At 57.9% G+C, this 24,601-nt stretch carries 24 protein-coding genes; 9 read left to right on the top strand and 15 right to left on the bottom strand.

Annotated features, from left to right (window positions below; genetic code table 11):
- Nucleotides 1-17: 17 nt before the first annotated feature.
- From KJI95_RS11995 to KJI95_RS11965, 7 genes are all read right to left on the bottom strand, one after another.
- Nucleotides 18-1,439, bottom strand: coding sequence for a M16 family metallopeptidase (locus KJI95_RS11995; RefSeq protein WP_214507445.1), 1,422 nt, complete (start codon nt 1,437-1,439; stop codon nt 18-20).
- Entirely contained in the window at nt 1,436-2,767 is a 1,332-nt protein-coding gene (locus KJI95_RS11990) for a M16 family metallopeptidase (RefSeq protein WP_214507444.1), read from the bottom strand. Before KJI95_RS11990 ends, KJI95_RS11995 begins: the two co-directional genes overlap by 4 nt.
- A gap of 244 nt (nt 2,768-3,011) precedes the next feature.
- Nucleotides 3,012-3,653: a class I SAM-dependent methyltransferase gene (locus KJI95_RS11985; protein ID WP_214507443.1), complete on the bottom strand. Its 642-nt coding sequence runs from the start codon at nt 3,651-3,653 to the stop codon at nt 3,012-3,014.
- Nucleotides 3,650-3,988 (bottom strand): hypothetical protein, encoded by a 339-nt coding sequence (locus KJI95_RS11980; RefSeq protein WP_214507442.1) that lies wholly within the window; start codon nt 3,986-3,988, stop codon nt 3,650-3,652. The genes KJI95_RS11985 and KJI95_RS11980 overlap by 4 nt, the downstream gene beginning before the upstream one ends.
- A complete protein-coding gene (locus tag KJI95_RS11975) occupies nt 3,985-5,658 on the bottom strand; it encodes an EAL domain-containing protein (protein WP_214507441.1) in 1,674 nt (557 codons plus the stop codon). Before KJI95_RS11975 ends, KJI95_RS11980 begins: the two co-directional genes overlap by 4 nt.
- Nucleotides 5,659-5,746: 88 nt before the next feature.
- Nucleotides 5,747-6,367 carry a tRNA-uridine aminocarboxypropyltransferase gene (locus KJI95_RS11970; protein WP_214507440.1) on the bottom strand — a complete coding sequence of 207 codons (621 nt, stop codon included), beginning with the start codon at nt 6,365-6,367 and terminating at the stop codon, nt 5,747-5,749.
- Nucleotides 6,368-6,452: 85 nt separating this feature from the next.
- Nucleotides 6,453-7,670, bottom strand: coding sequence for a multidrug effflux MFS transporter (locus KJI95_RS11965; RefSeq protein WP_214507439.1), 1,218 nt, complete (start codon nt 7,668-7,670; stop codon nt 6,453-6,455).
- A 106-nt stretch (nt 7,671-7,776) separates the two neighbouring features.
- On the opposite strand from KJI95_RS11965, the gene KJI95_RS11960 reads away from it, so the two are divergent.
- Nucleotides 7,777-8,805, top strand: a complete 1,029-nt coding sequence (locus KJI95_RS11960; RefSeq protein ID WP_214507438.1) for a LysR family transcriptional regulator — start codon at nt 7,777-7,779, stop codon at nt 8,803-8,805.
- A 69-nt stretch (nt 8,806-8,874) separates the two neighbouring features.
- Nucleotides 8,875-9,240 (top strand): hypothetical protein, encoded by a 366-nt coding sequence (locus KJI95_RS11955; protein WP_214507437.1) that lies wholly within the window; start codon nt 8,875-8,877, stop codon nt 9,238-9,240.
- 47 nt (nt 9,241-9,287) lie between these two features.
- Here the strand turns inward: KJI95_RS11955 and KJI95_RS11950 are convergent, their stop codons facing one another.
- Nucleotides 9,288-10,718 (bottom strand): DUF4145 domain-containing protein, encoded by a 1,431-nt coding sequence (locus KJI95_RS11950; protein ID WP_214507436.1) that lies wholly within the window; start codon nt 10,716-10,718, stop codon nt 9,288-9,290.
- A 10-nt stretch (nt 10,719-10,728) separates the two neighbouring features.
- Nucleotides 10,729-11,430: a hypothetical protein gene (locus tag KJI95_RS11945; protein WP_214507435.1), complete on the bottom strand. Its 702-nt coding sequence runs from the start codon at nt 11,428-11,430 to the stop codon at nt 10,729-10,731.
- Between the two features lie 230 nt (nt 11,431-11,660).
- Between KJI95_RS11945 and KJI95_RS11940 the strand changes: the two genes are divergently transcribed.
- Nucleotides 11,661-12,212, top strand: a complete 552-nt coding sequence (locus KJI95_RS11940) for a DUF2780 domain-containing protein (RefSeq protein WP_214507434.1) — start codon at nt 11,661-11,663, stop codon at nt 12,210-12,212.
- Nucleotides 12,213-12,251: 39 nt separating this feature from the next.
- On the top strand, nt 12,252-12,686 hold the full coding sequence (locus KJI95_RS11935) for a tellurite resistance TerB family protein (RefSeq protein WP_214507433.1): 435 nt from the start codon (nt 12,252-12,254) through the stop codon (nt 12,684-12,686).
- Nucleotides 12,687-12,689: 3 nt separating this feature from the next.
- On the opposite strand, the gene KJI95_RS11930 is transcribed toward KJI95_RS11935, so the two are convergent.
- The 3 genes from KJI95_RS11930 to yjeH form a co-directional block, all read right to left on the bottom strand.
- Entirely contained in the window at nt 12,690-13,514 is an 825-nt protein-coding gene (locus KJI95_RS11930) for an HDOD domain-containing protein (RefSeq protein WP_214507432.1), read from the bottom strand.
- Between the two features lie 62 nt (nt 13,515-13,576).
- Complete coding sequence (locus KJI95_RS11925) at nt 13,577-14,365, bottom strand: class I SAM-dependent methyltransferase (RefSeq protein ID WP_214507431.1); 789 nt, start codon at nt 14,363-14,365, stop codon at nt 13,577-13,579.
- Nucleotides 14,366-14,619: 254 nt separating this feature from the next.
- Nucleotides 14,620-15,876 carry an L-methionine/branched-chain amino acid transporter gene (yjeH, locus tag KJI95_RS11920; protein ID WP_214507430.1) on the bottom strand — a complete coding sequence of 419 codons (1,257 nt, stop codon included), beginning with the start codon at nt 15,874-15,876 and terminating at the stop codon, nt 14,620-14,622.
- A 158-nt stretch (nt 15,877-16,034) separates the two neighbouring features.
- Between yjeH and KJI95_RS11915 the strand changes: the two genes are divergently transcribed.
- The 5 genes from KJI95_RS11915 (at nt 16,035) to KJI95_RS11895 (ending at nt 21,759) form a co-directional block, all read left to right on the top strand.
- Nucleotides 16,035-16,466 (top strand): Lrp/AsnC family transcriptional regulator, encoded by a 432-nt coding sequence (locus KJI95_RS11915; protein WP_214507429.1) that lies wholly within the window; start codon nt 16,035-16,037, stop codon nt 16,464-16,466.
- Between the two features lie 80 nt (nt 16,467-16,546).
- Nucleotides 16,547-18,268 carry a 2-succinyl-5-enolpyruvyl-6-hydroxy-3-cyclohexene-1-carboxylic-acid synthase gene (gene menD / locus KJI95_RS11910; RefSeq protein ID WP_214507428.1) on the top strand — a complete coding sequence of 574 codons (1,722 nt, stop codon included), beginning with the start codon at nt 16,547-16,549 and terminating at the stop codon, nt 18,266-18,268.
- On the top strand, nt 18,268-19,131 hold the full coding sequence (menH, locus tag KJI95_RS11905; RefSeq protein ID WP_214507427.1) for a 2-succinyl-6-hydroxy-2,4-cyclohexadiene-1-carboxylate synthase: 864 nt from the start codon (nt 18,268-18,270) through the stop codon (nt 19,129-19,131). The genes menD and menH overlap by 1 nt, the downstream gene beginning before the upstream one ends.
- Before the next feature lie 29 nt (nt 19,132-19,160).
- Nucleotides 19,161-20,237, top strand: a complete 1,077-nt coding sequence (gene menC / locus KJI95_RS11900; RefSeq protein WP_214507426.1) for an o-succinylbenzoate synthase — start codon at nt 19,161-19,163, stop codon at nt 20,235-20,237.
- An 82-nt stretch (nt 20,238-20,319) separates the two neighbouring features.
- Nucleotides 20,320-21,759, top strand: coding sequence for an AMP-binding protein (locus KJI95_RS11895; protein ID WP_214507425.1), 1,440 nt, complete (start codon nt 20,320-20,322; stop codon nt 21,757-21,759).
- Nucleotides 21,760-21,850: 91 nt separating this feature from the next.
- On the opposite strand, the gene rpoH is transcribed toward KJI95_RS11895, so the two are convergent.
- The 3 genes from rpoH to ftsE form a co-directional block, all read right to left on the bottom strand.
- Entirely contained in the window at nt 21,851-22,708 is an 858-nt protein-coding gene (gene rpoH, locus KJI95_RS11890) for an RNA polymerase sigma factor RpoH (RefSeq protein WP_214507424.1), read from the bottom strand.
- A 224-nt stretch (nt 22,709-22,932) separates the two neighbouring features.
- Complete coding sequence (gene ftsX, locus KJI95_RS11885; protein ID WP_214507423.1) at nt 22,933-23,898, bottom strand: permease-like cell division protein FtsX; 966 nt, start codon at nt 23,896-23,898, stop codon at nt 22,933-22,935.
- Nucleotides 23,899-23,908: 10 nt separating this feature from the next.
- On the bottom strand, nt 23,909-24,598 hold the full coding sequence (ftsE, locus tag KJI95_RS11880; RefSeq protein ID WP_214507422.1) for a cell division ATP-binding protein FtsE: 690 nt from the start codon (nt 24,596-24,598) through the stop codon (nt 23,909-23,911).
- Nucleotides 24,599-24,601: the final 3 nt, after the last annotated feature.

Raw genomic sequence — 24,601 nt, 5'->3', positions numbered from 1 at the left:
ATACTGGCTAAGCCGGATTAGCCGCCAAAGCCCACATCCTTGATGCTGATTTGGGTGACTTCGCCATATTTGGCGGCCAGCGGTGCTATCTTGGCGGCATTGCCAATCAGCACAAACTGCAGTCCATCTTTGGGGAAATAGGTGTTAACCAGGCGCTGGCTTTCGGCCAGGGTCAGACTGTCCACTTTTTTCTCGAAGTCGTTGATGTAGCTGTTATCAAAACCATTGAGATACATGTCGGTCAGCAAACCGGCGAGCTGGCCGCTGGTTTCAAAGTCAGGCGGGAACTGGCCCTTTACGTAAGCCTTGGCCGAGTCAAGGGTGGCCTGGTCTATCCCCTGCTGCCACAGGCGGCCGTAGGTTTTGAGCGCGAGATCGATTGCCGCTTCGGTGGTCTCGGTTTTGGTGAAGGTGCTCATCTGAAACAGGCCACTTTCACTGAACGACACAAAGCCTGAGCGCGCGCCATAGGTCAGGCCTGCGTTAACCCTGAGCTCATCGTTAAGCCAGGAAGTAAAACGACCACCGAGTATGGTGTTGACCACAGTCAGGCCCACTGCATCGGGGTTATTGTTGGTCACGCCAACACCGCCAATCACAAAGGTGGTTTCGGTGGCATCGGGTTTATCCACCAGCAGTACTCTGGCTTTGGTTGGGGCTGGCAGCGCCTGCTTAAGCTCCACAGTCTGGGGCTTGGCATGATTTTGCCAGTCGGCGAAGGCGGCACTGAGTTTGGATTTCATCTCGGCCACGTCAAAATCGCCCACCACAGCAATGGCGGTATTGCCGGGCTGATAAAATTCGCGGTAGAAGCCTTTTACCTGCGACAGCTCAAGCGCGGCGATGGAGTCACTGTTGCCACCACTGGCATTGCCGTAGGGATGGTCGCCGTACACCAGCTCGGCAAAGTAGTTGCCGACCACGGCGCGCGGGCTGTCTTTCGCCTGAATAAGGCCGCCGATTTCACGCTGTTTCAGTTTGGCAAACTCAGCGGCATCAAAGTCAGGGCGGCGCAGCACATCGGCAAACAGCGGCAGCATCTGCTCTGTGTCCTTGGCCATAAATTTGCTGCTGACGTAACTGCCTTCTTTACCGGCTTTGACATTCAGGCTGGCGCCGAGAAAATCCACTTTATCTTCAATGGCGCGCTTGGACTTGCCACCGGCGCCAAGCAGCAGGCTTTCGGCCGTCATGGCCGAAATACCGGGCAACTGGTCGTTGACAGCGCCGGCACGTACCACTGCATTGACAGTGATGAGCGGCACTTCTTTTTGCTGCATCAGATACAGGGTCAGCCCGTTATCCAGCGTCAGGGTTTCGTAGGCAGGCAACTGAAATGCCGGTGAATTATCCACACTGAGCGGCTTTGTGCCCTCGGTAGCGGCACAGCCAGACAGCGCCAGAGCCACCGCCAGCAGCAGAGGTTTACACTTCATCATTTATCCATCTCCTCGTTGGCAGAAAGCACAGCCACACTGCGGTTGGCGCGTTTCAAATAGGTTTGCGCGACCCGCTGAATGTCGGCCACTGTGACCTTGTTATAGGCCTCGGGGGCATTGAACAGCTTGTCAAAACTGCCAAAGAAGAGTTCATAGGTGCCTATGGTATCGGCCTTGCCGTTGATGGTTTCCATGCTTTGATAGAAGTTCATCAGCTTGATATTTTTGGCTTTCTCAAGCTCCTGCTCGGTCACACCTTCGGCGGCGATACGATTGGTCTGGGCGATCAGCGCCTGCTCGAGTTTGTCGGCCGCCACTCCGGGTGCACCCACGGCATAGAGATAGAACAGGTTCGGGTCGAACGACATCGGCAGATAGGTATCGGCCTCCAGCGCCAACTCGCTGTCCACCATCGACTGATATAAACGCGAGCTGTTGCCTGCACTTAAAATACCGGCAAGTAAATCAAGCGCATAGTAGTCGGCGTGGGAGGTGGCGGGCACGTGATAACCCATCATCACACTTGGGCTGCTGGCCGATGGCTTATGGACAAAGGTGCGCCGCTCGCCCTGCTGCTCCGGCTCCACCGTTTTCACGTCGCGGGGCGGTGCCTGCGCCGGAATAGGCGCAAAATACTTGTTCGCCAGCGCTTTGACTTCGGCCAGTTTCACATCACCGGCAATCACCACCACGGCGTTGTTGGGGGCGTAGTAAGTCTTGTGGTATTGCACCAAATCTTGCTGAGTCCAGGCAGCAATATCCGACTCATGACCAATCACCGACCAGCTGTAAGGGTGCGCCCGAAACGCTATGCCCTTGAGCTGCTGCATCAATACCTGAATGTTGGAGTTTTCAAGGCCGGTGCTGCGCTCGGAGGTCACCACACCGCGCTCGCTTTCAACCATCTTGGGGTCGATATCCAGATTGGCGATACGGTCGGCTTCGAGGTCGAAAATCGTCTCCAGCCCCGCCGCCGGGAACCAATCTGTGTACACGGTCAGGTTTTCAGTGGTGTAGGCATTGTTGGCACCGCCCGCCGCTTCCATGGTGCGGTCAAACATCTTGGGGCCGAACTTTTTCGAGCCGTTAAACATCATGTGCTCAAAAAAGTGTGAAATGCCGGTAATGCCCGGCGCTTCATTGCGCGAGCCGACCTTCCAGAACAGATACATGTTGGCGTTTGGAATGGATGAATCTTCCAACACCATAATTTTCATGCCGTTTTCCAATGTAAAACTCTGTACATCGGCGGCAGTGGTGGCCTGACTGATGGCGGGGGCCAAAGCAAGCCCCATCGCCAGGGTCAGGGCTGACAGCGTACGTTTCATTGCGCGTCCTGCTCCTGAATCATGATTGCGAGAATGTGATGTGTAAAATCTGATGCTAAAAGCGCCATTTAATGCAATCCCGCGCTTAGCAGCAAGGCAAGCGCGGGATAAAGCGGTCAAAAAAGTGTAAACGAAAGTGATACCGTGCGCCGGACGCTATCTTTTGCGCCGCACAGTGACTTTTGGGGCGAGCCTCATCAATCTGCGCCCGGGATAACCAATCTCTTACGCAGTCAGCTGATTGTTAATCCGCAGCGCGGAGAAACACCACGTCTTTATCGACCAACTCGAGCTGCCAGCCACGCTCGGCGGTTATCCAGGCGAAGGTCTCGTCGCTGTAAAAATTGATGTGAGTCGGGTCGTTTTTGTAATGCCAGCGGCTGAAGGCCTCCGCCGACAGCACCCGTTTGGTCATGATGGCCAGAATGCCGCCGGGGGTTATCAGCCGGGCGAGTTCATCCAGCAAGGCGGCAGCATCGGCGACATGTTCAATCACTTCGGTCAGCGTGATGCACTGGTAGCGGCTATTGAGCACGCTGCGGTCAGGGAAGTAGTAGAGATCGTATGGCGCAAATTGATACCCCTGCTCAGCCGCCATTTTTGCCAGCAGCGCGCCGGCGCCGCAGCCGTAGTCGAGCCCTCTCGCTCCGGGGGCGAGCCTTGGCAGCAGTGGCGTTAAGGTACGGCTTAAAAAATGGCGATAACCCGGGCTGTCTTCGCCATTGTCGTGCTTGTCGTACTCGGCCTTTTCGGCTTCGGGGCTTAAATGAAAGGGAGATGGCACCTGCACCAGCGCACAGTGGCGGCAGCGATAATAGGGACGGCGTTTATCTTCGGCAAACAGGTACAGGTCGGATGCGCCGCACAGGTTACAGACAAGACTCATGGTTTGGGGATCTTTCGCTCTTTTTTGGCGGCTTCTTTGGCTTCACGCAGGTATTTTTGCTCGCGGCTTTCACGTTCGCTGAACTGACTCGCCGCCTTGTCGCGCTGGGCGTCTTCCCAACTGCCGTTTTGCTGGCGCTTTAACACGTCGGCCTCGCGGCTGGCCGTGTCGTTTGCCGCCGCACGGGCCTTTTCGAGTTGCTCGGCTTCGGTTTTCAACGCCTGCTCATGGGCCTGATTGGCCTTCATTACCAGTCTGGGTTTGGCGTCGTCCGCGCCGTGGGCGGCAGCGCTCAAACCGAGCATAACTAACAGCGAGTATGACAAGCTTTTCATGGCAATACCTTTTTGGCGCGAACGGCTGAAACGGAACTGAGCTCTGACCCCGATAATTGTGGCCGCCAGCCACGGTAAAAGGCAACAAATTCTGCTGCAGGCAAGGGCCTGGCAAATAAATAGCCCTGCTGCAGACTCACGCCACGGGAAAGCAGCGCCTGCGACTGCGCTTCTGTTTCGACCCCTTCGGCAATGATTTTTAGCCCCAGACTCTGGCCGAGGCGAATATAGGCATCGAGCACCGGCGTATGAGCAGGCGAGTGCACCAGGGTATCGACAAACAGTTTGTCGATTTTGAGCACATCTATGGTCAGTTCCTGCAGGTAAGCTGCGCCGCCGTAACCCGTGCCGGCATCGTCCAACTCGATTTCAATGCCGAGCGCCTTAATCCGCTTAAGCTCGTGCTTGGCGGCTTCCATGTCGGTGATGGGCAGCCGCTCGGTGATTTCAAACGCCAGTTGGCGGCAATCGAATGTCTTACTGAAATCGACCAGCCAGTCGCCGAGGGCGGGCTGCTCAAGTTGGGCCGGCACCAGATTAACGCCGCAGCGAAAAAGCGGATCGGCGGCGAGAATTTCGTCCAGCTGCGGCCCCAATGAGGTGAGCAGCTGCTGTGTTACCGGCTGGATAAGCGAGCTTCGCTCAAGCTCAGGAATAAAGTGCCCGGGGGGGATTACGGCACCATTGGCTTTTCGCCAGCGCAGCAACACTTCGCAGCCGACAATTTTACCGGCCCTGACATCCACCAGCGGCTGAAAGTAGCCAACGAATTCTTTGCGATCCAGTGCGCGGTGAAAGCGAAAATGATGAGCCGTCACCTCTTCCCTAAGCCGCAGCACATAGCCAAACAGGCCGACAGTGAGCAAGCCGACTGGCAGCCAGAAAGGCAGTGAAATCATAGCCTCATGCAGCACCCTGTTGCCGCCTATGCCGGCTTCATACTGGATAGGCCAGCCCTGACTCTCGCTGCTTATCTGCCCCCACTGCGCCGCCTCAGACAGTTCGCCCTGCCGGGTCAGCTCATACTCCCCGGCCAAGCGGCTTACCACCCGCCGCTCCCTGTCATTGTCGTCTTCAAAAAAGGCGAAGCTGTCAGTGAGGGGGATTTGCACCGAGTTGTATTGCCGCTCGCCGTGGTAGTCGAGAAACAGGTCACTGCGAAGCCGCCCGGACCAGAGATGCTCCACAATCAGCAATTCAAACTGCGGTTTATCTGCCAGGGGCGCTCGCGCCAATACCCTGCTGTGCTGCAGCGGCGAGACTTGTCCATGGATGGTGCAAAATACCTTGGCATGCTCATCATTTGGACGGGTAAGAAAGATACCGCTGGCGGGGTGCTCAAAGGCAAATTCGGTCAGACGCTCTATCGCGGGGCTATCGCACAGCTCCAGCTCAAGCTTGTCGAGCTCCAGAAGCGAGCGCTCGGCCGTTTGCAATCGGGTGTCGATAAAGCTGATAAGCTGGGTTAAATCTTCATCGACTTCGCGGGCAATCTGCCAGTAGGCGTAGCCAATCGACACAGTCGCAGTAACCAGCACGGCGCCAAGCACCAGCCCAAGCCACATCAGCGCCGAGTGTCGATGCGGGCCGCCGCTGTTCACGCTCGCGGCGCCGTTTGCTTGGTGAACAGTGCTCGGCTGAACAGTGCTCGGCTGAATAGTGCGCGGCATAGGCATCCTTCCTGCGGGCTCAATCCGTGTCAGTTAACCGGGGCAATCCCCAGACAATCAGAGTAACACCGAGGCAGGACTTGCCCTATCAGTCGAACCGGTTACTCTCATCCAGACCATAGCGCTTTCGCACCTCGGCTGGCATGGCATCAATGCGCCGCCTGACCATGGCGGCAAACACTGTGTGCAGCGGCGTCACATCGAGTGACGGCTCAAGTATCGACAGCGCCTCAGCGGCGGCTTCGAGGGTCGACAGGCTGTCGGCACGGCTCGCCTTACGAATAAGATAAGCCGACGGCTTACCGGGCTGCAGTGACAGATGTGGCAATTGCTGCAGCCAGGGATTGAGATGGTACATCTTCAGCGCCTTGCGCCAGGTGCCATCAAGGAGCAGCAATACCCTTCTGTCGTCAGTGTCGCTGTCAGTAAAGGCCTGCGACTCCTGCTCTGACGGATACACCAGCACAGGTTTAAGCCGTTCGGCGACAAGGCGATCACGCAGAGCACTGAAATCCGCCTCACTCTCACCAACAAAAATCTCTGCCGCGGGCAACAACAGTGGCAAAAGCCGTGCACTGTTTTTGCCATGCTCCACCTCGGATGGATGTTGCAGCACCCACACCCGGGTTTGGCTCATCACCGACACAAGTTCAGCGCACAAACAAACCCGCATGGGGAAACCGCAATGGGCACAAACACGTCTGGACACAGGATTAACTCAACTGATTTGAATTTGCCCATCATAAAAAAAATGGCCCGCAGCGGGAATATCGCTTGCGGGCCAAAGGGTGATTTTAGACTTCGTGGAGCTGCTGCCCTTCGGGCTCACGGTGCCAGTGATTCAGGCCGGGCAGCATCATAATCAGCAACAGTAACAGCGACATCACGCCCATGGTCAGGCCAATCGCCATCGGTGCTTCCAGCGGTGTCAGCTGCACCAGACCTGTGATAACCGATGCGCCGCTCATCTGAATAAAGCCGAGCATGGCGGTGGCAGTACCGGCACGCTCACCAAAGGGCGCCAGCGCCATGGAGGTGGCAGGGCCAAGCAGCAGCGCAAAGCCGATGCACAGCAACATCATAGGCAACATAAAGGCGAAGGCCGCGGCGAGCGCCGATGACCAATCCGGCAATTGCAGCGCCAGCTCAAGTACGGCGGCCAGGGTCATCAGCCACAGCGCCACTATCACGGTCGGGCGGTTCCCCAGACGCTTCATCACCACAGGCGCAGCAAAGCAGGCGATGATATTGACCACCGCGTTGAGCCCAAACAGCCCTGAGAAGGTCAGCTCACTCACGCCAAGGCGACCAATCAGCCACATGGATGAATAAGACACGTAACACAGGATGGCCGCCATCGCCGCCATGCAGGTCACGGCGTAAAACATGAAATGGCTGTTACCCAGCACAGGGCCATAACGCTCCCAGCGGTACAGGGCGCCGCTCGACACCGTATTGGCCGGACGGGTCTCCGGCAAGCGGTAACCCACCACCAGCAGCATCAACAGGCCATAAATGGCCATAAAAGCAAAGGTTGAGCGCCAGCCAAATTGCAGTGCCAGCAGGCCACCCAGAGTAGGCGCCAGCGCGGGGATCACGCAGATGGCACCGTTCAGGTAGCTGTAAATTCGTCCGCCTTCGGCAACGCTGTAGCTGTCACGCACGGCGCTGAACGCCACAATCGAGGTAGAGCACGCAGCCAGCCCCTGCAGCAGACGCGCCAGCTGCAGCCACTCAAACTCCACTGCCGCCATCGCCAGCAAGCTGCTGACGATATAAAGCACTATGCCAAACAGCGCCACCGGACGGCGGCCGTAGCGGTCGGCCAGCGGGCCAATCAGCACCTGTCCCACGCCCATGGCAAACAAAAACAGCACCAGAGTCGACTGCACCTGGCGCTCATCAACAGCAAACTCCTGCGCCATGGCAGGCATGGACGGCAGATAAATGTCGATGGCGAGCGGGCTTAGCAGCACCAGCGACATCAAAATGGGCAACAGATTACGAGACATGTAGGGTAACTTTTCGGCAAATTTCGGATTGGGCAGAGTTTACTCCTGCCATGGTATGAACAGAAATGGTATATATTCCTTTTAAACATTCCGCCTGGGAATATCTATGCAACTGGACAAGCTCGCACGTATCGATCTGAATTTATTGGTTGTGCTGCAGGTACTGCTGGAAGAGCAAAGCGTGACCCGTGCCGGTGTCCGGCTCAATCTGAGCCAGTCGGCGCTGTCAAAAAGCCTCAATCGCCTGCGTGACCTGTTGGGCGACCCGCTGTTTTCCCGCACCGCCCATGGCCTTAAGCCCACAGCCCACGCACTGGCGCTGGCCAAGCAGTTGCCTGACATTCTGCAGGCGCTGTATCAGCTGACCAGGCCGCCCCACTTCGACCCGGCAAGCAGTACCCGCAGCTTCAGCTTTGCCATGGTCGAGAGTGCCTACGAAACCCTAATCCCGGGTTTTATCGGGCCGCTGCTGGAGACAGCGCCGGGGCTCAGGCTCAACTCCTACATGTGGAGCGAAAAATCCTTAAGTGACCTGCAACTTGGCCAGATTGACTTGGGTATAGACGGTATAGATCTGAAACCCCAGTCCGATTTAGGTATCGACAGCCTGCCCGAAGGCATTTGCCATCAGATCCTGTATCACGACATTCAGCTGTGTCTGGTGCGAAAAGGGCATCCGGCGCTGGCATTGGCCGCGCGGGGTGAGTGGGATCTGGAGTATTATCTGGCACTTAAACATGTGCAGGTGCGCTGCGAAGGCAATGACTGGTGGGCGCTCGACTATCACCTGGCCCAAAACGGTAAACAGCGCCATCTGTGCGCTACTGTGCCGGATTTCTACGGCGCGGCCAGCGTCTGCGCCCATACGGATCTGGTGTTTACCCTGCCGCAAAGCTTTGCCCGCCACGCCAGCAAACTCTACGGACTGGAGATGCTGCCGCTGCCGTTTGAGTTTATGCCGCTGGCCTATGTGCTGCTGTGGCATCAGCGCAATGACGGCGACCCCGGCCACAGGTGGCTGCGCGAACTCATCACCCAAAGCGCCCTTGAAAACTTTGGCGACAGTGCTCTTAAAAACGTCAGCGGCAGAGGCCGTGAAAACGTCGGCAACAGTCAAAAATGGACGCAAGATTAACCATATTTCACGTGCTTAGCAGCGCAAATTTTCGCAGACTGTAGCCCTGACATCAGCCGTGGAGGCACTATGATTTACAGTCAATTCCATACACCACCCATGCACGAACGCTTCAGCGGCCTTAAGGGTTTCGCCATGTTCGCCGCGGGTCTGTTGGTACTGGGACTCAGTCTGATGGCACTGCCTTTTATTCTGCTCGCCGGCGCCGTGACCTTTGTACTCTTTGCCCTGTTTGGCCGATTCTGGCTTGGCAAATTGCGTCGTCAAATGGAGGCGCAGCAACAGGCTGCCGCCCAGAAAGCTTATGGTTTCAATGCTGAATTTGCCGGGCAGAACGCCGAGCAAAGTGATGTTTTTGTCAAATTCCGCGACCGCGACAGCTTCCGTCCACGGCCGCACAAGGGCGAGACATTCGAGCACGACCCGCTCAACTGACGCTGTCAGCCTGAGTCGCCCGCTCAACCTATCCACTGCACCCGGGGCTAATCACCCTGCCCCGGCATCTCCAAAAGCAGTTCTTTGGCTCTCTCCAGAGCCTTTTTTTCGTCTGCGTTTTGGCTCAATGCCAGCACCCGCTCCACCTGACTGGCAAGCGACTGCCACAGTGGCGCTATGATGCTGCGCTCCTCATCATTGCCAATCAGGGCGCCGTGATGCAAAAGCGCCGCTGCCCCCACCACATCGATGCGGCCAAGCATGCCATCGGCCAGTGCCATCGACAGTTCCACCATGGCAGGCACGCTGCGGCTGTAGCGGATAACCTGGCGTAAATAGTCTTCAGCCAGTTTAAGGTCGCTGCCAAGGGTGCTTTCATCGTGCAGCATGTGGCGGGCCCGTAAAAACATGGCATCCAGCTGCCCCTGCGAGGCCGCCTCGGCAAGCCAGCGCTCGGCAGCCATGGCGTCGGCCTGGCAGCCTTCACCGCGGCCAAGCAGTAAGTAAAGATGATATTGCGCCGGCGGAAATCCCGCCCGCGCCGCCGATTCGATATGGCGAAATGCCTGCTCGGTGAGCCCCTGCTGATAAAAAAGCACGCCAAGGTTGGCTTCGGCTTCGCTGTGGCCGCTTTGCGCTGCGCGGCTGAGCAGCTCCTCGGCAAGGGTAAAGTCCAGCGTCTGCCCAAACTGGCCGGTCAGGGCACAAAAGCCGAGCAAGGCACAGGCATCCTCAACCCCCAAATCCACCGCTTCACGCAAAAGCGCAAGCCCTCTGGCGGTATCGGCATTGCCGCCGTAACAGTGGAGCCAGGCTACCGCCAGCTCGTAGCGCGCCTTGGGCAGCGACGCCGCCTCACTGAACCAGTGCTTGGCTTTGGCAAGCAAACGCTCAGCATCCGGCGCAGGCTCTGCGGCGCTTTCATCTTTCAGGCCATTGCCATATTCGCCGGCGGCGGCAATGAGGTCGCGGGCCATCAGGCCTTCGGCTTTGAATGCCATGCCCAGCAGATATTGGGCCTCGGCGTCATCCTGCATCACGGCTCGGTAACAAAGCTCACGCTTGCAGGAGTCTTCCAGCGGTTCAAACTCAAAGGCTGTGGGCTCGGCGCCGCTCAGTCCGGCCACCAGCTGGCAAAATTGCTGCAGCGACTTTTGCGCCAGCGCCAACAGATCGGCCTGACTTAAATGGTATTTTTCGGGATGGGCACCGCGATTGCCATCGGCGCGCAGCCGGTGCATGGCGCGCACCTGACGCACACCGAGCACCCGCGCCTGCGATAACGCTTCAATGCGGTTGTACAGATTGGGGCTATCAAAATGCACACGGGTATCCGCGAGGATACCCGTGAGTTTGTAAAGCGCGCTTCTGAGTGTCAGCAGTGACTGAGACGGCACATCGCGCGCGTACCGGCGGGCCTGACGATAATCCTCGCCAAGGGCAGCATCGAATGCGGCGATGAGCTGCGAGTCTGTCATTGGCACTCCATCAGGCCTTGGCGCGGGTCACCATATAGAGGCGGAACAGCGCCACGTTGACGAACAGGCCGATAAAAGCGAACAGACTTTCAATCACCAGCTGTACCGGCATGCCAGCGCCGCTAAGCAGCGTACCCACTGCGCCGCCAATCAGCATCAGCGGCACATACAGCAACAACAGGCCAATGGTGTGCAGCACTATGGGAGAGGAAAACTGAAAGCTTGCCTTGATGGCTTCAAGCGGTGTCAAACGCTCGGCCACGACCATAAAATTCACGTAAGCGAGGCGGGAGAAGATATACAGGCTCAGCACCAGACCTATGATCCACAGCGGCCCGAGCGCGGCGGCAATCATCACAGGGGCAATCACCGCCATGCCGGAAAACACACCGGCCAGCAAAAGTGGCGGCACGAATGGCAGGCTCGCTTTGAGCAAGGCACCGGCCGACAGATTATTCCCTTCGCTGCGCACTTGCAGGAACAGGGTCAGCGACGCTATCAGCATGGAGAAAATCACCAGCAGCATCATCATGGCGAAAAAGTGCGCCCCACCAAATTGGGGATTGCTCTCGTCCATAACCTTAAACTCACTGCCCAGCCACAGCTGGATCCCCACCTGGGCAAGCAGCAGCGGAAAAGTGAATGCCGCCAACTGGCTCAAATGATTGCGAAAGAAGTTATAGGCTTCGCTCAAAACTACCGACAGTGACATGTGTCTATCCAATCGTTGAATGTGAATATTGCCCGGTGACACCAAAGCGGCGCCGCCCAAGGACCTGACCCCTTATTTTGTGCGCCTAGAATACCCAAAATCCCCTGCCGATGCACAGTCCTTCTGCACGCAGGGCGGCGTAAGAGTCGCAAATTCCGTGCATTTGCCACAGCCATACGCCTAGAATAGCCGCCATCATTCGAAGGAAAGCGCTACAAGGACACCATTTTATGAAAGCAAGCACGCCATTTTCAGTCATCCTGTCACTGTCACTGCTGTCGCCTCTGGCCAATGCAGCCGATTTGGGCAGCCTCGCCGGCGAGACCCTCAGGCAGGTTGGCGCCAGCCAGATTGCCCCGGCAACCCAAGCGGCGCAGGCTGCCACAGCCCAAAGCGGCGATCTGCTCGGTAACCTGATGGCGCTGGGTCTGAATCAAAATCAGGCACAGGGCGGCATGGGCGCACTGCTGCAACTGGCAAAAGGCAATCTCAGCGGCAACGAATTCACAAGCCTTACCAGCGCCATTCCGGGTGCCGATGCCATGCTCGGCGCCGTGCCCAAACTCGACAGCGGCAGCGGCATGTCGGGCCTGCTGTCCAAAGCCGGCGGCCTTGGCAACTCACTGCAGGGCAGCGCCATGGTGTACGATGCTTTCGCCAAGCTGGGCATCTCCAAAGAGCTCGCCATGCCTATGGTCGATGTCGCCAAAAACTATTTACAGGCCAGCGGCGGTGAAGGTACCGTGGGTCTGCTGACCAAAGGCCTTGGCGGACTACTGTAACAGTCCGCAAATTCTGCAGGGTTCAATCAGGAGAAAAGCATGATAGCGGCGCTGAAAAAACTGCTGAAACAGCAGCTGGGGGAACCCGGCAAAGCAATTTCTCGCCAGGAAGCTGCATCGGCGCTCTTGATTGAACTGGTGCTGGCGGACGACAGTCTTGCCAATCAGGAGCAGCAGCTGTTGCCTGAGCTGCTGGTCAAACTCACCGGCGTATCGCCCAGCGAGGCCGATGAGCTCATTCAGGATGCCAAAGCGCGCCATGAAGACGCAACTTCGCTGTTTGAATACACTGATTTAATCAATCGGGAATTCAGCCTGCAGGATAAACAGGCGCTGATTTTGGCGATGTGGCAACTCGCGTTTGCCGATGGTGAACTGTGCCAGTATGAAGAGCAGATCATCCGTAAAACCGCCGATCTGCTCTACCTCAAACACAGTGAGCTTATCCAGCTGCGCAATCAGGCCAGCCAATAACACTCACGCCAGCTGTTTGCCCATGTCCATGCCCTGCCCGTGCAGCTTGGTCAACTTTTGCGCAAGCCCGCTCAAATCCACCTTGATACCGGCCATTTCGCTGATTTGAGCAAGCCAACTGGTGCGCTCATCGTCGCCGATTTTGTCCCAATCGCTGACCACCTTTTTAGACATGGCCAGCATGCCCGCCAGTTTGGAAAACGGCTCACAGTTTTTGGGGGAGTCCTGAAACTGAATGCCCTTGACCAGCGCCGGGGTAAATTTCCAGTTTTGCGCCAGCAGAGAACCAATTTCGGCCGCATCATAGCCCAGCAGCTCGCGCTCCATCAGGTTACGATCGGCGCCATCGGCAACGGCGGCATTGATATTGGCGGCCGCCTCAGGCTCGCTGCTGACAATCAAAAGCTCACCAATCGAGTGCAGAATGCCGCCGGTAAAGGCCTCATCCGGCAGGGTGCCCATGCGCTTGGCCAACTCCTGACAGACAATGGCCACTTCAAAGGTATTACCCCAGAAATCGCCCAAATCTATTCCCTGAACCTTGGGCACAGCGCCAACCACGGCGGAGGCAATCACCAAAGTGCGCAGGGTTTGCATCCCCAGACGCACCACGGCATCGTCGATGGACCCCACCTCGCGGGAGCAGCCAAAACGGGCCGAATTGGCCAGCCGCAGCACCCGGGCACTGAGCACAGGGTCATGGGAGAGTTTTTCAGACACCACCTTCACTGTGGCATCGTCACGATTGACTATGTCGAGCAGCTCGGCAATGGCCTTGGGAAGGCGGGGAAGTTGGTCAACTTTGGCAAGCAGCGCAGCAGAATTCATATCCGATCTCCTTGGTGTAGTAGATCAAATATAGACCAGAATTTTACTGCGCAAGCCGTTGACTAAAGACGAGTAAACTTTAGTACGAACCTGTCGCTGCGACCGCGCATCTGCTCTGAAAACACTGACTGTTCAAGGTCATCGGCACTGTTTTTCAGCGCATCACTCTGGGCTTCCAGCACAAAACCGGCAGCGGTCATTTTTTCGATGATGATGGCCGGATCGATGCGGTGCAAACGCTTGGCTACCTCAATATCGCTGCCCGCTTTTGCCCTGTGATCGATAATCGCCACCTTGCCACCGGGCCTCAGTGAGCGGAACATCAGCGCCGTCAGCTTGTCGACATCGATGGCTGGCCAATCTTTGTCGCTGAAAAAGGCATCGTGAAACCCAAGCACAAAAAAGATCCGATCGAAACTGGCCTCGGCGAAACGTAAGTCGTTGGCTTCGGCAAGCAGCGGCTGCACGTTGGGCAGACGCTTATCATACTGGCGCTGTTTAAGCTCTTCACCGGCAAAGGGAAGATAGGCCTGATTATTGTGGGCAACCACAGTCCCTTCTTTACCCACCACCCGCGCCAGCAGCTCGGTGTAGTAACCACCGCCGGAGAAAATATCCAGCACCTTCTGCCCGGGCTCCACCTCAAAAAAGTTCAGCATTACATCGGGTTTACGCTGCGCATCCCGCGCTTTGTCGGCAGCAGGCCTCTCGGCAGCAGCAAGGGCGGCACTTATGGCCGGTTGCAGCTTGGCATGCTGGGTATCGGCATTGGCCGGTACGTCTGCTGCCCAAGCAGGTTCAAACAACGCCATCAAAGAGATTAACGCAATCAGAGGTTTAACAGTTTTCATCGGCCTTCCTTATCCAGTCTGCTACCCGTTACAGACACCATTCTGCAAAAGGATTGGCAAGAAGGCTGTTACTATTTTGTAAAAAAATACGTTTACACACCGCAGCAGCCTTGGCCGAACTGTGGCCAAAATCAAACCGAATTGCGGTAAGACTTGCATGAGCGCAAATAAAAAAGCCCGTCACTGACGGGCCTTGAGCGGAGTTAACCATTTCAACCTGAGCTTACCTGAGCCCACCTGAATTAGTCAGGCAATCACAAAATGCCGCTCGCTTTGCGCTGCAAATGCCCTTTTTGCCACCACAGCAGCGGCAACACCGCCGATAGCAGCAACAGGGCATAAAGCATGCGCTCACCCAAAGACCAGGCCAGCGCCGCGCAAAACAGCAGCCCAAGCAGGATAAATGGCCTTGATGAGCGCGGCAGCAAACGCCATGCGGCGGCCATCGACAGGGCATAGATGATCACAAACACACCGTTGCTCCAGGCAATCAGCTGCTCAAGCTCCTGACCGGTCACAAACACCAGGGTCAGCACCAGCGCCATGGCACCAAGAATCGCAGTCTGCGCCCGCACCGGTACCCCATGGGGATTAAGCTTTTCAAACCAGCGCGGCATGATGCCCTCACGGCTGAAACTCCACAAAAGCCGCGCCGCACTGCCGGAATACACGTTCACCGTGGCAAGTCCGGCGGCAATACCCAGAATAGCAATCACCTGTGCGCCAGCGCCGCCAAGCAGGGCATCGAACACCCCCATCATGGCCACACCGCTTGTCGAGGGCACCAGCCACAACAGGCTGGTGCAACCAAGGTAAATCATCCCCACCAGCACAGTGCCAAGCATCATGGCCGGGATCATGTCTTTTTCCGGCTCACGAAAATCATCGGCGAGGTGGGTCATGGCTTCAACCCCAAGAAAACTCCAGAAGGCGATAGCGGCCGCGAGCATCATGGGCCCTGCCTGCCAGGCTGACTCAAAATCCGGCAATTCGACGGCTTTATGCTGCACCCCAAGCGCGGCAAACAGGGTCAGGACCACGACCACAATGCCGAGTGTCAGGGCAAACTGCGCCTTGGCAGACACCTGCAGCCCCCGTAAATTGGCGACCCACAGCAAACCTATCACCAGCAACTGCGCGGCCAGCAACCCCCAACCGGCAAGCGGGATGAGCGAAGTGACAAACTGAAAGGTCATCAAAATGGCGGCCGGTGCGCCCATGGGGATCACCAGCAGAAAGATAAGCCCGATACTGCGACCGAGGGTGCGGCCAAAGGCTTTTTCAACAAAAAATGCCGGCCCCGCTGCGTGGGGAAAACGGCTCGACAGCCGCCCGAACACCAGGGTCACAGGTATGATGGCCAAGGTCAGCAGCGCCCAGGCCCAAAGGGCACTGGTACCGGCTTTTTCGAGGGTCATTTGCGGCAAAATAAATACGCCGGTACCCAGTAATGTGGTGGCCATCAACCCGGCGCCTTGCCAGCGGCCTATCGTTCCTCTGATCTGTTCCATCTGTTAAAGTAGTGCTGCGGAAAGTTAGCCAAAGTATAGCCCTGTGCTGCGCGCCATTCTGCCGCTCTTAGCCGCCACACAGCATGCATTAACCGGCAATTTGCCGGATTTTTTAATTTTCACCGTCAATTTGACGGGCAACAACCCGGGAGCCAAGGGTGGACAAGTTCGACCAAGCCATTATTCAGGCACTGCGCGAAGATGCGCGCCAAAGCGTATCGGCCATCGCCGAGCGGGCAAATCTGTCCCGCAGCGCCGTATCAGACCGGATCAAAAAGCTCGAGCAGACCGGGGTGATCCGCGGCTATCAGGTGCTCCTGTCCGAATCCCAGAAAGAAGGCGTGTCGGCCTACTTTGAAATTCAGCACAAGTGCCCGCGCTGCGCCGATGTGGTGCATGTGTTTCAGGCCATTCCCGAAGTGCTGACCTGCCACGGCATTTCCGGCGACATGGATTTGCTGGTGTATGTGCACGCCCCCTCGATGCGGCGACTGCACGAAATCCGCGAATATATCGACACCCACACCGACATCATCAAGATTAAGACCCACGTGGTGATGAGCGAATGGATAAACAATCTTGGCAGCTGACACAAAGCGTGAAAAATTGCCTTCTAAGATGCGCGCTTAGCGGTAAACTATGGCCATTGTTGTCATGACACTGGCAGACCATGGATCATTCGCACGCGGGCACGGCAGAGCTCAATCTGCTCTGGGGCTCACTCATTCTGGAAGAGCTGGCACGCCACGGCGTACAGCACCTGTGTATGGCGCCGGGTTCACGCTCGACGCCGCTGACACTGGCGGCGGCCGCCCAGGACAAACTCAAACGCCATATTCACTTTGACGAACGCGGCCTTGGCTTTCTCGCCCTCGGCCTTGCCAAGGCGAGCCGGGCGCCGGTGGCCATTATCACCACCTCGGGCACGGCGGTGGCCAATCTCTACCCCGCGATAGTCGAAGCCTGGCTCACCCGGGTGCCACTCATCGTGCTCTCCGGCGACCGTCCGTGGGAACTCAATGGCTGCGGCGCCAATCAGGCCATCCCCCAGCCTGGTATTTTTGGCACCTATGCCCGCTCACTCGACCTGCCGACGCCGGATCTGCAAATCGGCCCGGAAGTATTGCTCAGCGCCATCGATGAGCAAGTGGCCAACCTCGACCGGCCACTGCACATCAACTGCATGTACCGCGAGCCACTCTACCCGCCCGAGCATCCGGATTTAGGCCGCTTCGATCGCTATTTAAGCCGCCTCGGCCAATGGCAGGCGCGTCAGACGCCTTACCTCGACATCGCCAGGACGACGCTGAGCGCCCTGCCGCCGCGGGATGCGATGATGCGCTTTGTCCACGGCAAGGGCGTTATCATCGCCGGCACCCTCACCGATGCCGATGAACCGCTGGAACTTATTACGCTTGCGCAAAAACTTGGCTGGCCGCTGCTGACCGATGCCCAGTGTCAACTGCGCCAGCATCCCGGTGCCATTGGCCATGTGGATCAGTTGCTGCTGAGCCCCAAGGCCAAGGCGCTGCTTGATCAGGCCGAGCGGGTGCTGGTGTTTGGCGGCCGCCTTCTGTCCAAGCGGCTGATTGCCTATCTTGCCGACAAAGACTGGCACAGCTACTGGCAGGTACTGCCGACACAGGAGCGGCTCGACCCCAGCCACAGCGGCAAACAGTTATGGCTTGGCCGCGCCGCTGATGTAGCCGCGCTGGATTGGCCGCGCTCAAGTGCCGCCCACTGGGCCAACGAGCTAACCGCGCTCAATCAAGCGATGGAGCAGGAGTTTGTCCGCCATATCGATGGTGGCGAATTCGGTGAAGCGCAGGTTATCCGCGCCATTGCCGCAAGCCATACCGCCGAGCAGCAACTCTTTATCGGTAACAGCCTGCCGGTGCGGCTGTATGACATGTTTGCCCCCATCGGCTGCTGCGCCGCCAGCACCTTTACCAATCGCGGCGCCTCCGGCATCGACGGCCTTATCGCCAGCGCCTGTGGCGTGGCTCGGGACAAGGGGCGACCCACTACCCTGGTACTTGGCGATCTGTCGGCGCTGCACGACTTAAATTCCCTCGCCCTCGCCCGCGATGCTGAATCGCCGCTGGTGATAGTGGTGCTCAACAACGATGGCGGCAATATCTTCAACCTGCTGCCCGTGCCCACTGAGGCGCTGCGGCGCGATTTTTATCGCTTGAGCCACGGCCTCGAATTTGGCTACGGTGCCGCCATGTTTGGCCTGCCCTACGACAGGGCCGAAGACATGGAAGCCTTTATGGATGCCTATCAGGCCGCGCTCGACCACCCGGGCGCCTCGGTGATCGAAGTCTTGGTCGGCCCCGAGCAGGCGAGCCAGCAAATCAAGCGCATGGCCGAGTGGAGCCGGAGCCGCTGATGCGAGCCAAGCCGCTCTTTGAACCGGAAAACGGCGCCGTCAAGCCGGTGCTGTTGCTGCTGCACGGTTTTTTGGGCAGCGGCGATGACTGGCAGACGCTGCGGCCATTGCTTGAGCCGCACTTTCGCCTGCTGACGCCGGACTTACCCGGTCACGGCAGGCAGCCGCTGGCCTGCGACCGCTATGATTTCAACGGCGTGTGCGAAGCACTTTGCCGCTATCTTGCGCGCGAAGCTGTGACTGAGCTGCATCTGCTCGGCTACTCCCTTGGGGGGCGCATCGCCCTGCATCTGGCCGGAATGCTAAGCCAAGCTGACGGCCCCCGGCTCCTCAGCCTGACGCTGGAGTCGAGCCATCCTGGGCTTGTGAGCGAACAGCTGCGCATCGAGCGGCTCGCTTCCGATAGCCTGTGGGCCGAGCGGCTCGAGCAAGGCTCCATCACAGATTTTCTTGATGCCTGGTATCGTCAGGGCGTGTTTGCCCATCTCGATGAGCAGGCGCGGGCAGCGCTCATCGCCAAACGCAGCCAAAGCCAGCCCGAGAGTGAGCGCCATGCGCTCAGGGCCATGTACCTTGGTTCCTCGCTCGGGAGGCAGGCAGATTTGTCGGCGTTGCCGCTGTCGCTTCACTGCCCGTTTTACTATGTTGTTGGCGAACAGGATGCCAAGTTCACCGCCATCGCAAGCCACTGGCAGCAGGCACTCGCTGACCAAGGCAAGACGCTGCAGCTCATTCGCATCGCCAATGCCGGCCACCACTGCCACGGCGAGCAGCCCGAGGCCGTTGCCAGCGCCCTGCTGCTGCAACTCAGCAACGACTTATCGAGGCCAGGCATGACAGCTGCGCCGCCCATCCGGCAATAAGCCAGCGCAGTCAATTTGGGGTTAACTCTATGTCAGAACTCAGTTTTACGCTTCATCCTTACCGCATTCCGCTGTCGCGCCCCTTACCTGTGGGCAAGCAGCGCATCAGTGAGCGCCAAGGGCTGGTGCTGGTCGCTACGCTAGCCGATACCAATGCAGATGCCAGCGCCAGGCCCTTGCAGGCATTTGCCGACATCGCGCCTCTGTCAGGGCTTGATATGGACGGCGCGCCCATCATGGGCTTCAGCCAGGAGTCCCTTGACGACTGCCGCGAGTGGCTCTTGTCGCATCTGCCCGGCATCCACAGCCTCGAAGCGCTGGAACAGGCCGCCGACACCGCGCCCTTGCCGGCCGTCGGCTGGGGGCTTGGGGTTATAGCCGCAACCTTGCAGGGACAACTGCCAGCGGCCAAGCCAAAGGCATCTGTGCCCTTGATGTACCTGCAGCAAGACGAGCCGGTAGACGCCCTGACCGCCCGGGTCGCCAGGCTTTCGCCAACAACCCGCTTTGTCAAAATCAAAGTAGCGCAAACCTCGATGGAAACCGAGCTTAAGCTGGTGCACGGGGTGCTGGCAGCAAGGCCAGACCTTAAACTCAGGCTCGATGCCAATCAGGGCTTCAGCCTTGAGCAGGCCATCGACTTTTGCGCCTGCCTGCCAGCCGATGCCATTGATTATATTGAAGAGCCTTGCCTGAATGAGCACGATCACGGCGCACTGTTCCGCGCCACCGGCATTCACTTTTCCCTCGATGAGTCGCTGTCGCTGGATAACTTTCATTTTCCTGATGATGTTCAGGCGAGCGGCCTCAGGGCACTCATCCTGAAGCCGATGCTGCTTGGCTCACCCGCCAGAGTGCAGGCGCTGATTGATGAGGCCCATGAGCGCGGTCTTCGCTGCGTGATAAGCTCAAGCCTCGAGTCCTCCCTCGGGATAGACGCACTGGCGCGCTTTGCCGCCGCTGTCACTCCCGACGAAGCGCCCGGACTCGATACCCTGGATGCCTTTGAAGTGGACTGCGTGGTGCCAAGCGGCAAGGCCAGGCGGCTGATGCCGGATGCCCCCAGCGATATTCAGGGCGCCGAAATCGGCGCATCGCTGCTTTGATTAAAAAAGGCTTTGATCAAAGAATGCTTTGATCAAAAACGGCTTTGATGACGGGGATGACCGGATGACGGTGGTGAATGAGATGGCAGAGTTAGCTGTTAAGACTGACAGGGCGCTGTCGCCGCTGCAGCAAACTGCAAGGCGCTTGCCCCATGTCGAGGCGTTGCGCTCAAATCAGCTTTGCCTCAGCTACCGCGACCTCGCCGCGCGCGCCCTTGCCATTGCGGGTGAGCTCAAGGCAAGGGGCATTCGCCGTCTCGCCGTTATCGGCCCAAACAGCGCGGCGCAGGTGCTGCTCTATTGGGGCTGCATCGAAGCAGGCGTGCTCTTTTGCCCGCTGTCGTGGCGCTTTCCAGCGGCGCAGCTTGAAGAATTGGCAAACCGCCTTGGCATAGATGCGGTGTTTGTCGGCGAGGAGGCTGAAATCGGCGATGACGCCAACAAACCACTTCTCCCCAGCCTGCCACGCTTCTGTCCAAGCGACGCAGTACAGGCGACGGGCATCCCAGCGAGCGAGCTTGACTGGCATGCGCCGGTCAACTTAGTGCTCACCTCGGGCTCCAGCGGCGCGCCCAAGGCGGCGCTGCACAGCCTGAATAATCACATCGCCAGCGCCGAGGGCGCGGCAAGCCTTATCCCACTCGTCCCCGGCGATGGCTGGTTGCTGTCGCTGCCACTGTTTCATATCGGCGGCATCGCGATTTTGAACCGCTGCGCCCACGGCGGCGCGGCAGTGGTGTTGGCAGAAGGCTCAGTCGCAGACAGTCTCGCGCAGCTTAAACCCACCCATGTGTCACTGGTAGCTGCGCAGCTCGCTACGCTGCTCGAAACCCCGCAGTTATTGGCGCCGGTCAAGGCGCTGCTGCTTGGCGGCGGTGCCATGCCATCGGCCATGCAGGAGCGCCTGCTTGCGCTCGGCATTAAGGCCTTTTGCAGCTACGGCCTCACCGAGATGAGCTCGCAGGTGACCAGCGGCGCCGCCAACAGCGAGGGCCACAGCGGTAGCCTGTTGCCAGGACGCGAGCTAAAAATTGAAGACGGACAAATTCTGCTGCGGGGCGACAGCTTATTTTTGGGCTACCTCACCCCAAACGGCGTAGAACGGCCACTGACGCCGGATGGCTGGTTTGCCAGTAAAGACAGGGGCAGCTGGATAGACGATGACGGCGCGCTGAAACTTAAGGTCGAAGGCCGGTTGGATAATATGTTTATCTGCGGCGGCGAAAATCTGCAGCCCGAAGAGGTGGAGGCGGCGCTGTGTCAGCACCCGGACATAGTCGAAGCGATAGTTTTTCCCGCGCCAGACCCCAGGTTTGGCGCCCTGCCCCATGCCATCATTAAAGCTGCGGCCGTTATGCCAAGCCCCGATGCGCTGGACGCATTCTTACAAACCCGCATCGCCCGTTTTAAGCGCCCGCGCAGTTATCTGCCCTGGCCGGAGGTGGCGGCCGTGGGGCTTAAAGTCCCACGCAAACAGGTGATAGCGGCGGCGCTGGCGGCATCACATCAAAGCCGCAAATAGATTTGGAATAAGCCATTGGCAACACGATAAAAAAAACCGGCACTTGGCCGGTTTTTTATTGCTGCCGCGGCAGCCTTGGGTCTGCAGAGCATTACAGCTCCATGCAAGCCTTGAGTTTGTTCATGGCGTTCTTTTCGAGCTGACGAATACGCTCGGCCGACACCTGATACTGCTCGGCCAGCTCCTGCAAGGTGATCTTGTCATCATCCAGCCAGCGGGCGCGCAGAATGTGCTGGCTGCGCTCATCGAGGGTCTTGATGGCAGACAGCAGTCGGGTCTGGGCATTGGATTCCCAGTTGTCGTTTTCGATGTTGGCGGCCAGATCGGAAGAGTGATCTTCCAGATAATGCACCGGCGCGAAACCTTCATCGTCGTCGTGGTCGTTCAGCAGGTCGAAGGCCTGATCCTGAGCCGCCATACGCGACTCCATCTCGGTCACATCTTCTTTGGTCACGCCAAGGTTTTCTGCCACCATGGCCACTTCATCGTCTGAAAACCAGCCCAGACGCTGTTTGGCCTTGCGCAGATTAAAGAACAGCTTGCGCTGTGCCTTGGTGGTAGCGACCTTAACGATACGCCAGTTTTTAAGTACGTATTCGTGGATTTCGGCCTTGATCCAGTGCACGGCAAACGACACCAGTCGCACGCCTACATCGGGGTCGAAACGCTTGACGGCCTTCATCAGGCCAATGTTGCCTTCCTGAATAAGGTCGGCCTGTGGCAGACCGTAGCCTGAGTAACTCTTGGCTACGTGCACCACAAAGCGCAGGTGGGACATAATCAGCTGCTTAGCGGCCTGCAGGTCACCGGTTTCCTGCAAACGCTTGGCGAGCTGATACTCCTGCTCCGCCTCCAGCATGGGCATGCTGTTGACCGAGTGAATATAAGCTTCAAGGCTACTGGCTCCCTGGGGGACCATCAGCGCCATTGATTGCGTTTGTCCAGTCATTGGTACTCCTGATTACTTCTCACTTGAGCCTGTGTATTCGGGCGCCTTGGCACCCGGATGGGCTGTTGAACTATCGGCCATCTGACATGTCATGTCAAGCACGGGGCTGGCGTGGACATTCGCTCCACACTCGCCTGCCCGACAGTTTGTACCCACAGATTCGACAACACAAGTGAACAAACGTTCACTTTTACACCACCTATGCCCGTAGGGATGAGGCCAGCTCAGGAGGGCTCGATGGCGCGCAGATGTTGGCGTACCGACAGGTACGAACCAAACCAGCCGAGGAACGAGGCCAAAAACACCAGCTGCAACAGCTCGGTAAAGCTTAACGACGCCATTTCCAGACTGCTGTCGTACAGCCCCAGCAGATCAGCAATAGCACCATCGAGATACCACACCAGCAGGTTGATGATGATCCACGCCAGAATGCCGCCGATAATGCCGTACCAGATGCCGGTGTACAAAAACGGCCGTTGAATAAAAGCTTCGGTGGCGCCCACCAGCTTCATCACCTCGATTTCGCTGCGACGGTTCATGATGGCAAGGCGAATGGTATTACCGATAATCAGCACCACCGCCAGCACCAACAGCGCGGCAATGGCAAATACGGTGCGCTCCAGCAAACGGATCAGTGCCTGCAGCCGCTCGAGCCACTCGATATTAAGGCGGCCGTGGTTAACGTCCTGCTCTTTTTCAAGCTTCGACAGCAGCATCTTGGCGCCATCGGGGCTGGAGTATTTGTCGGTTGGGATAACGGTCACCACTGCTGGCAGCGGGTTGGTTTCAAGGTAGGACAGCGCCTCCCCAAAGCCCGAGAGCTGCTGAAACTCGGCCAGCGCCTCATCTTTATTGATGTAATGCACCTCGGCGACTTCGCTGTAGCCCTTGATGCGGCTCACCAGGCTTTGAACGGCCTGTTCGTTACGGCCTTCTTCAATAAACAGCGAAATTTCAGCGGCATCACTCCAGGATTGGGTGATGGTATCGGCGTTTTTCACCAACACCTGCAGCGCGGCTGGCAGGCTTAAACTCACCCCCAGCACCGCCATGGTCATCAGCGATGACACAGGGTTACGCCACAGCTCACCAATGCTGGCCATGCCCTGCTGAATATGGCGGATAAAGAACATCACTATCTGGCCGCTGATGGGCAGCTTGCTGCGGGTCAATTCACCGTGTTCGCGCATCTTGGATTCCTTATTCGCCGCGGCGCAGTGGCTCGCCGATTTCCCGCGCGCCGAGCATCCGCCCCTGACGCAGGGTCAAAGTACGGTATTTCATCCGCGCAATCAGCCCCAAATCGTGGGTGGCGATCAGCACGCTGGTGCCAGCGTCGTTAAAGGTTTCAAACAGCCGCAAAATATCCATCGACAGCTTGGGGTCGAGGTTACCCGTGGGCTCGTCGGCAAGCAGCAAGGCTGGCTTATTGACGATGGCGCGGGCAATGCCCACCCGCTGCTGCTCACCGCCGGACAGCATAATGGGGTTGTGGCGCTCTTTGCCGTACAGACCGACCATGTCGAGCGCAGCCGCAACGCGTTTTTTCACTTCGCCGTGGCTGAAGCCCTCAATCACCAGCGGCAGCGCCACGTTGTCAAACACGCTGCGGTCCATCAGCAGGTGGTGATTCTGGAAGATCATACCGATTTCGCGGCGCAGGTAAGGCACATGGCGGCGACTGATATTGGCGATATCGTGGCCGTTGATATACACCTTGCCGGCGCTGGCGCGTTCAATCACGGTGATCAGTTTGAGCAGGGTACTCTTGCCGGCACCGGAATGGCCGGTGAGAAACGCCATTTCGCCGCGACGCAGATGAAAATTCACGTCGGCCAGTGCTTTCTGGCCGCCGGTGTAGATTTTACTGACCTGCTCAAATCTGATCATGAA

The organism is Shewanella jiangmenensis (genome assembly GCF_018596335.1).
Taxonomy (GTDB): Bacteria; Pseudomonadota; Gammaproteobacteria; order Enterobacterales; family Shewanellaceae; genus Shewanella; species Shewanella jiangmenensis.
This window is presented reverse-complemented; position numbering and strand designations above follow the sequence as displayed.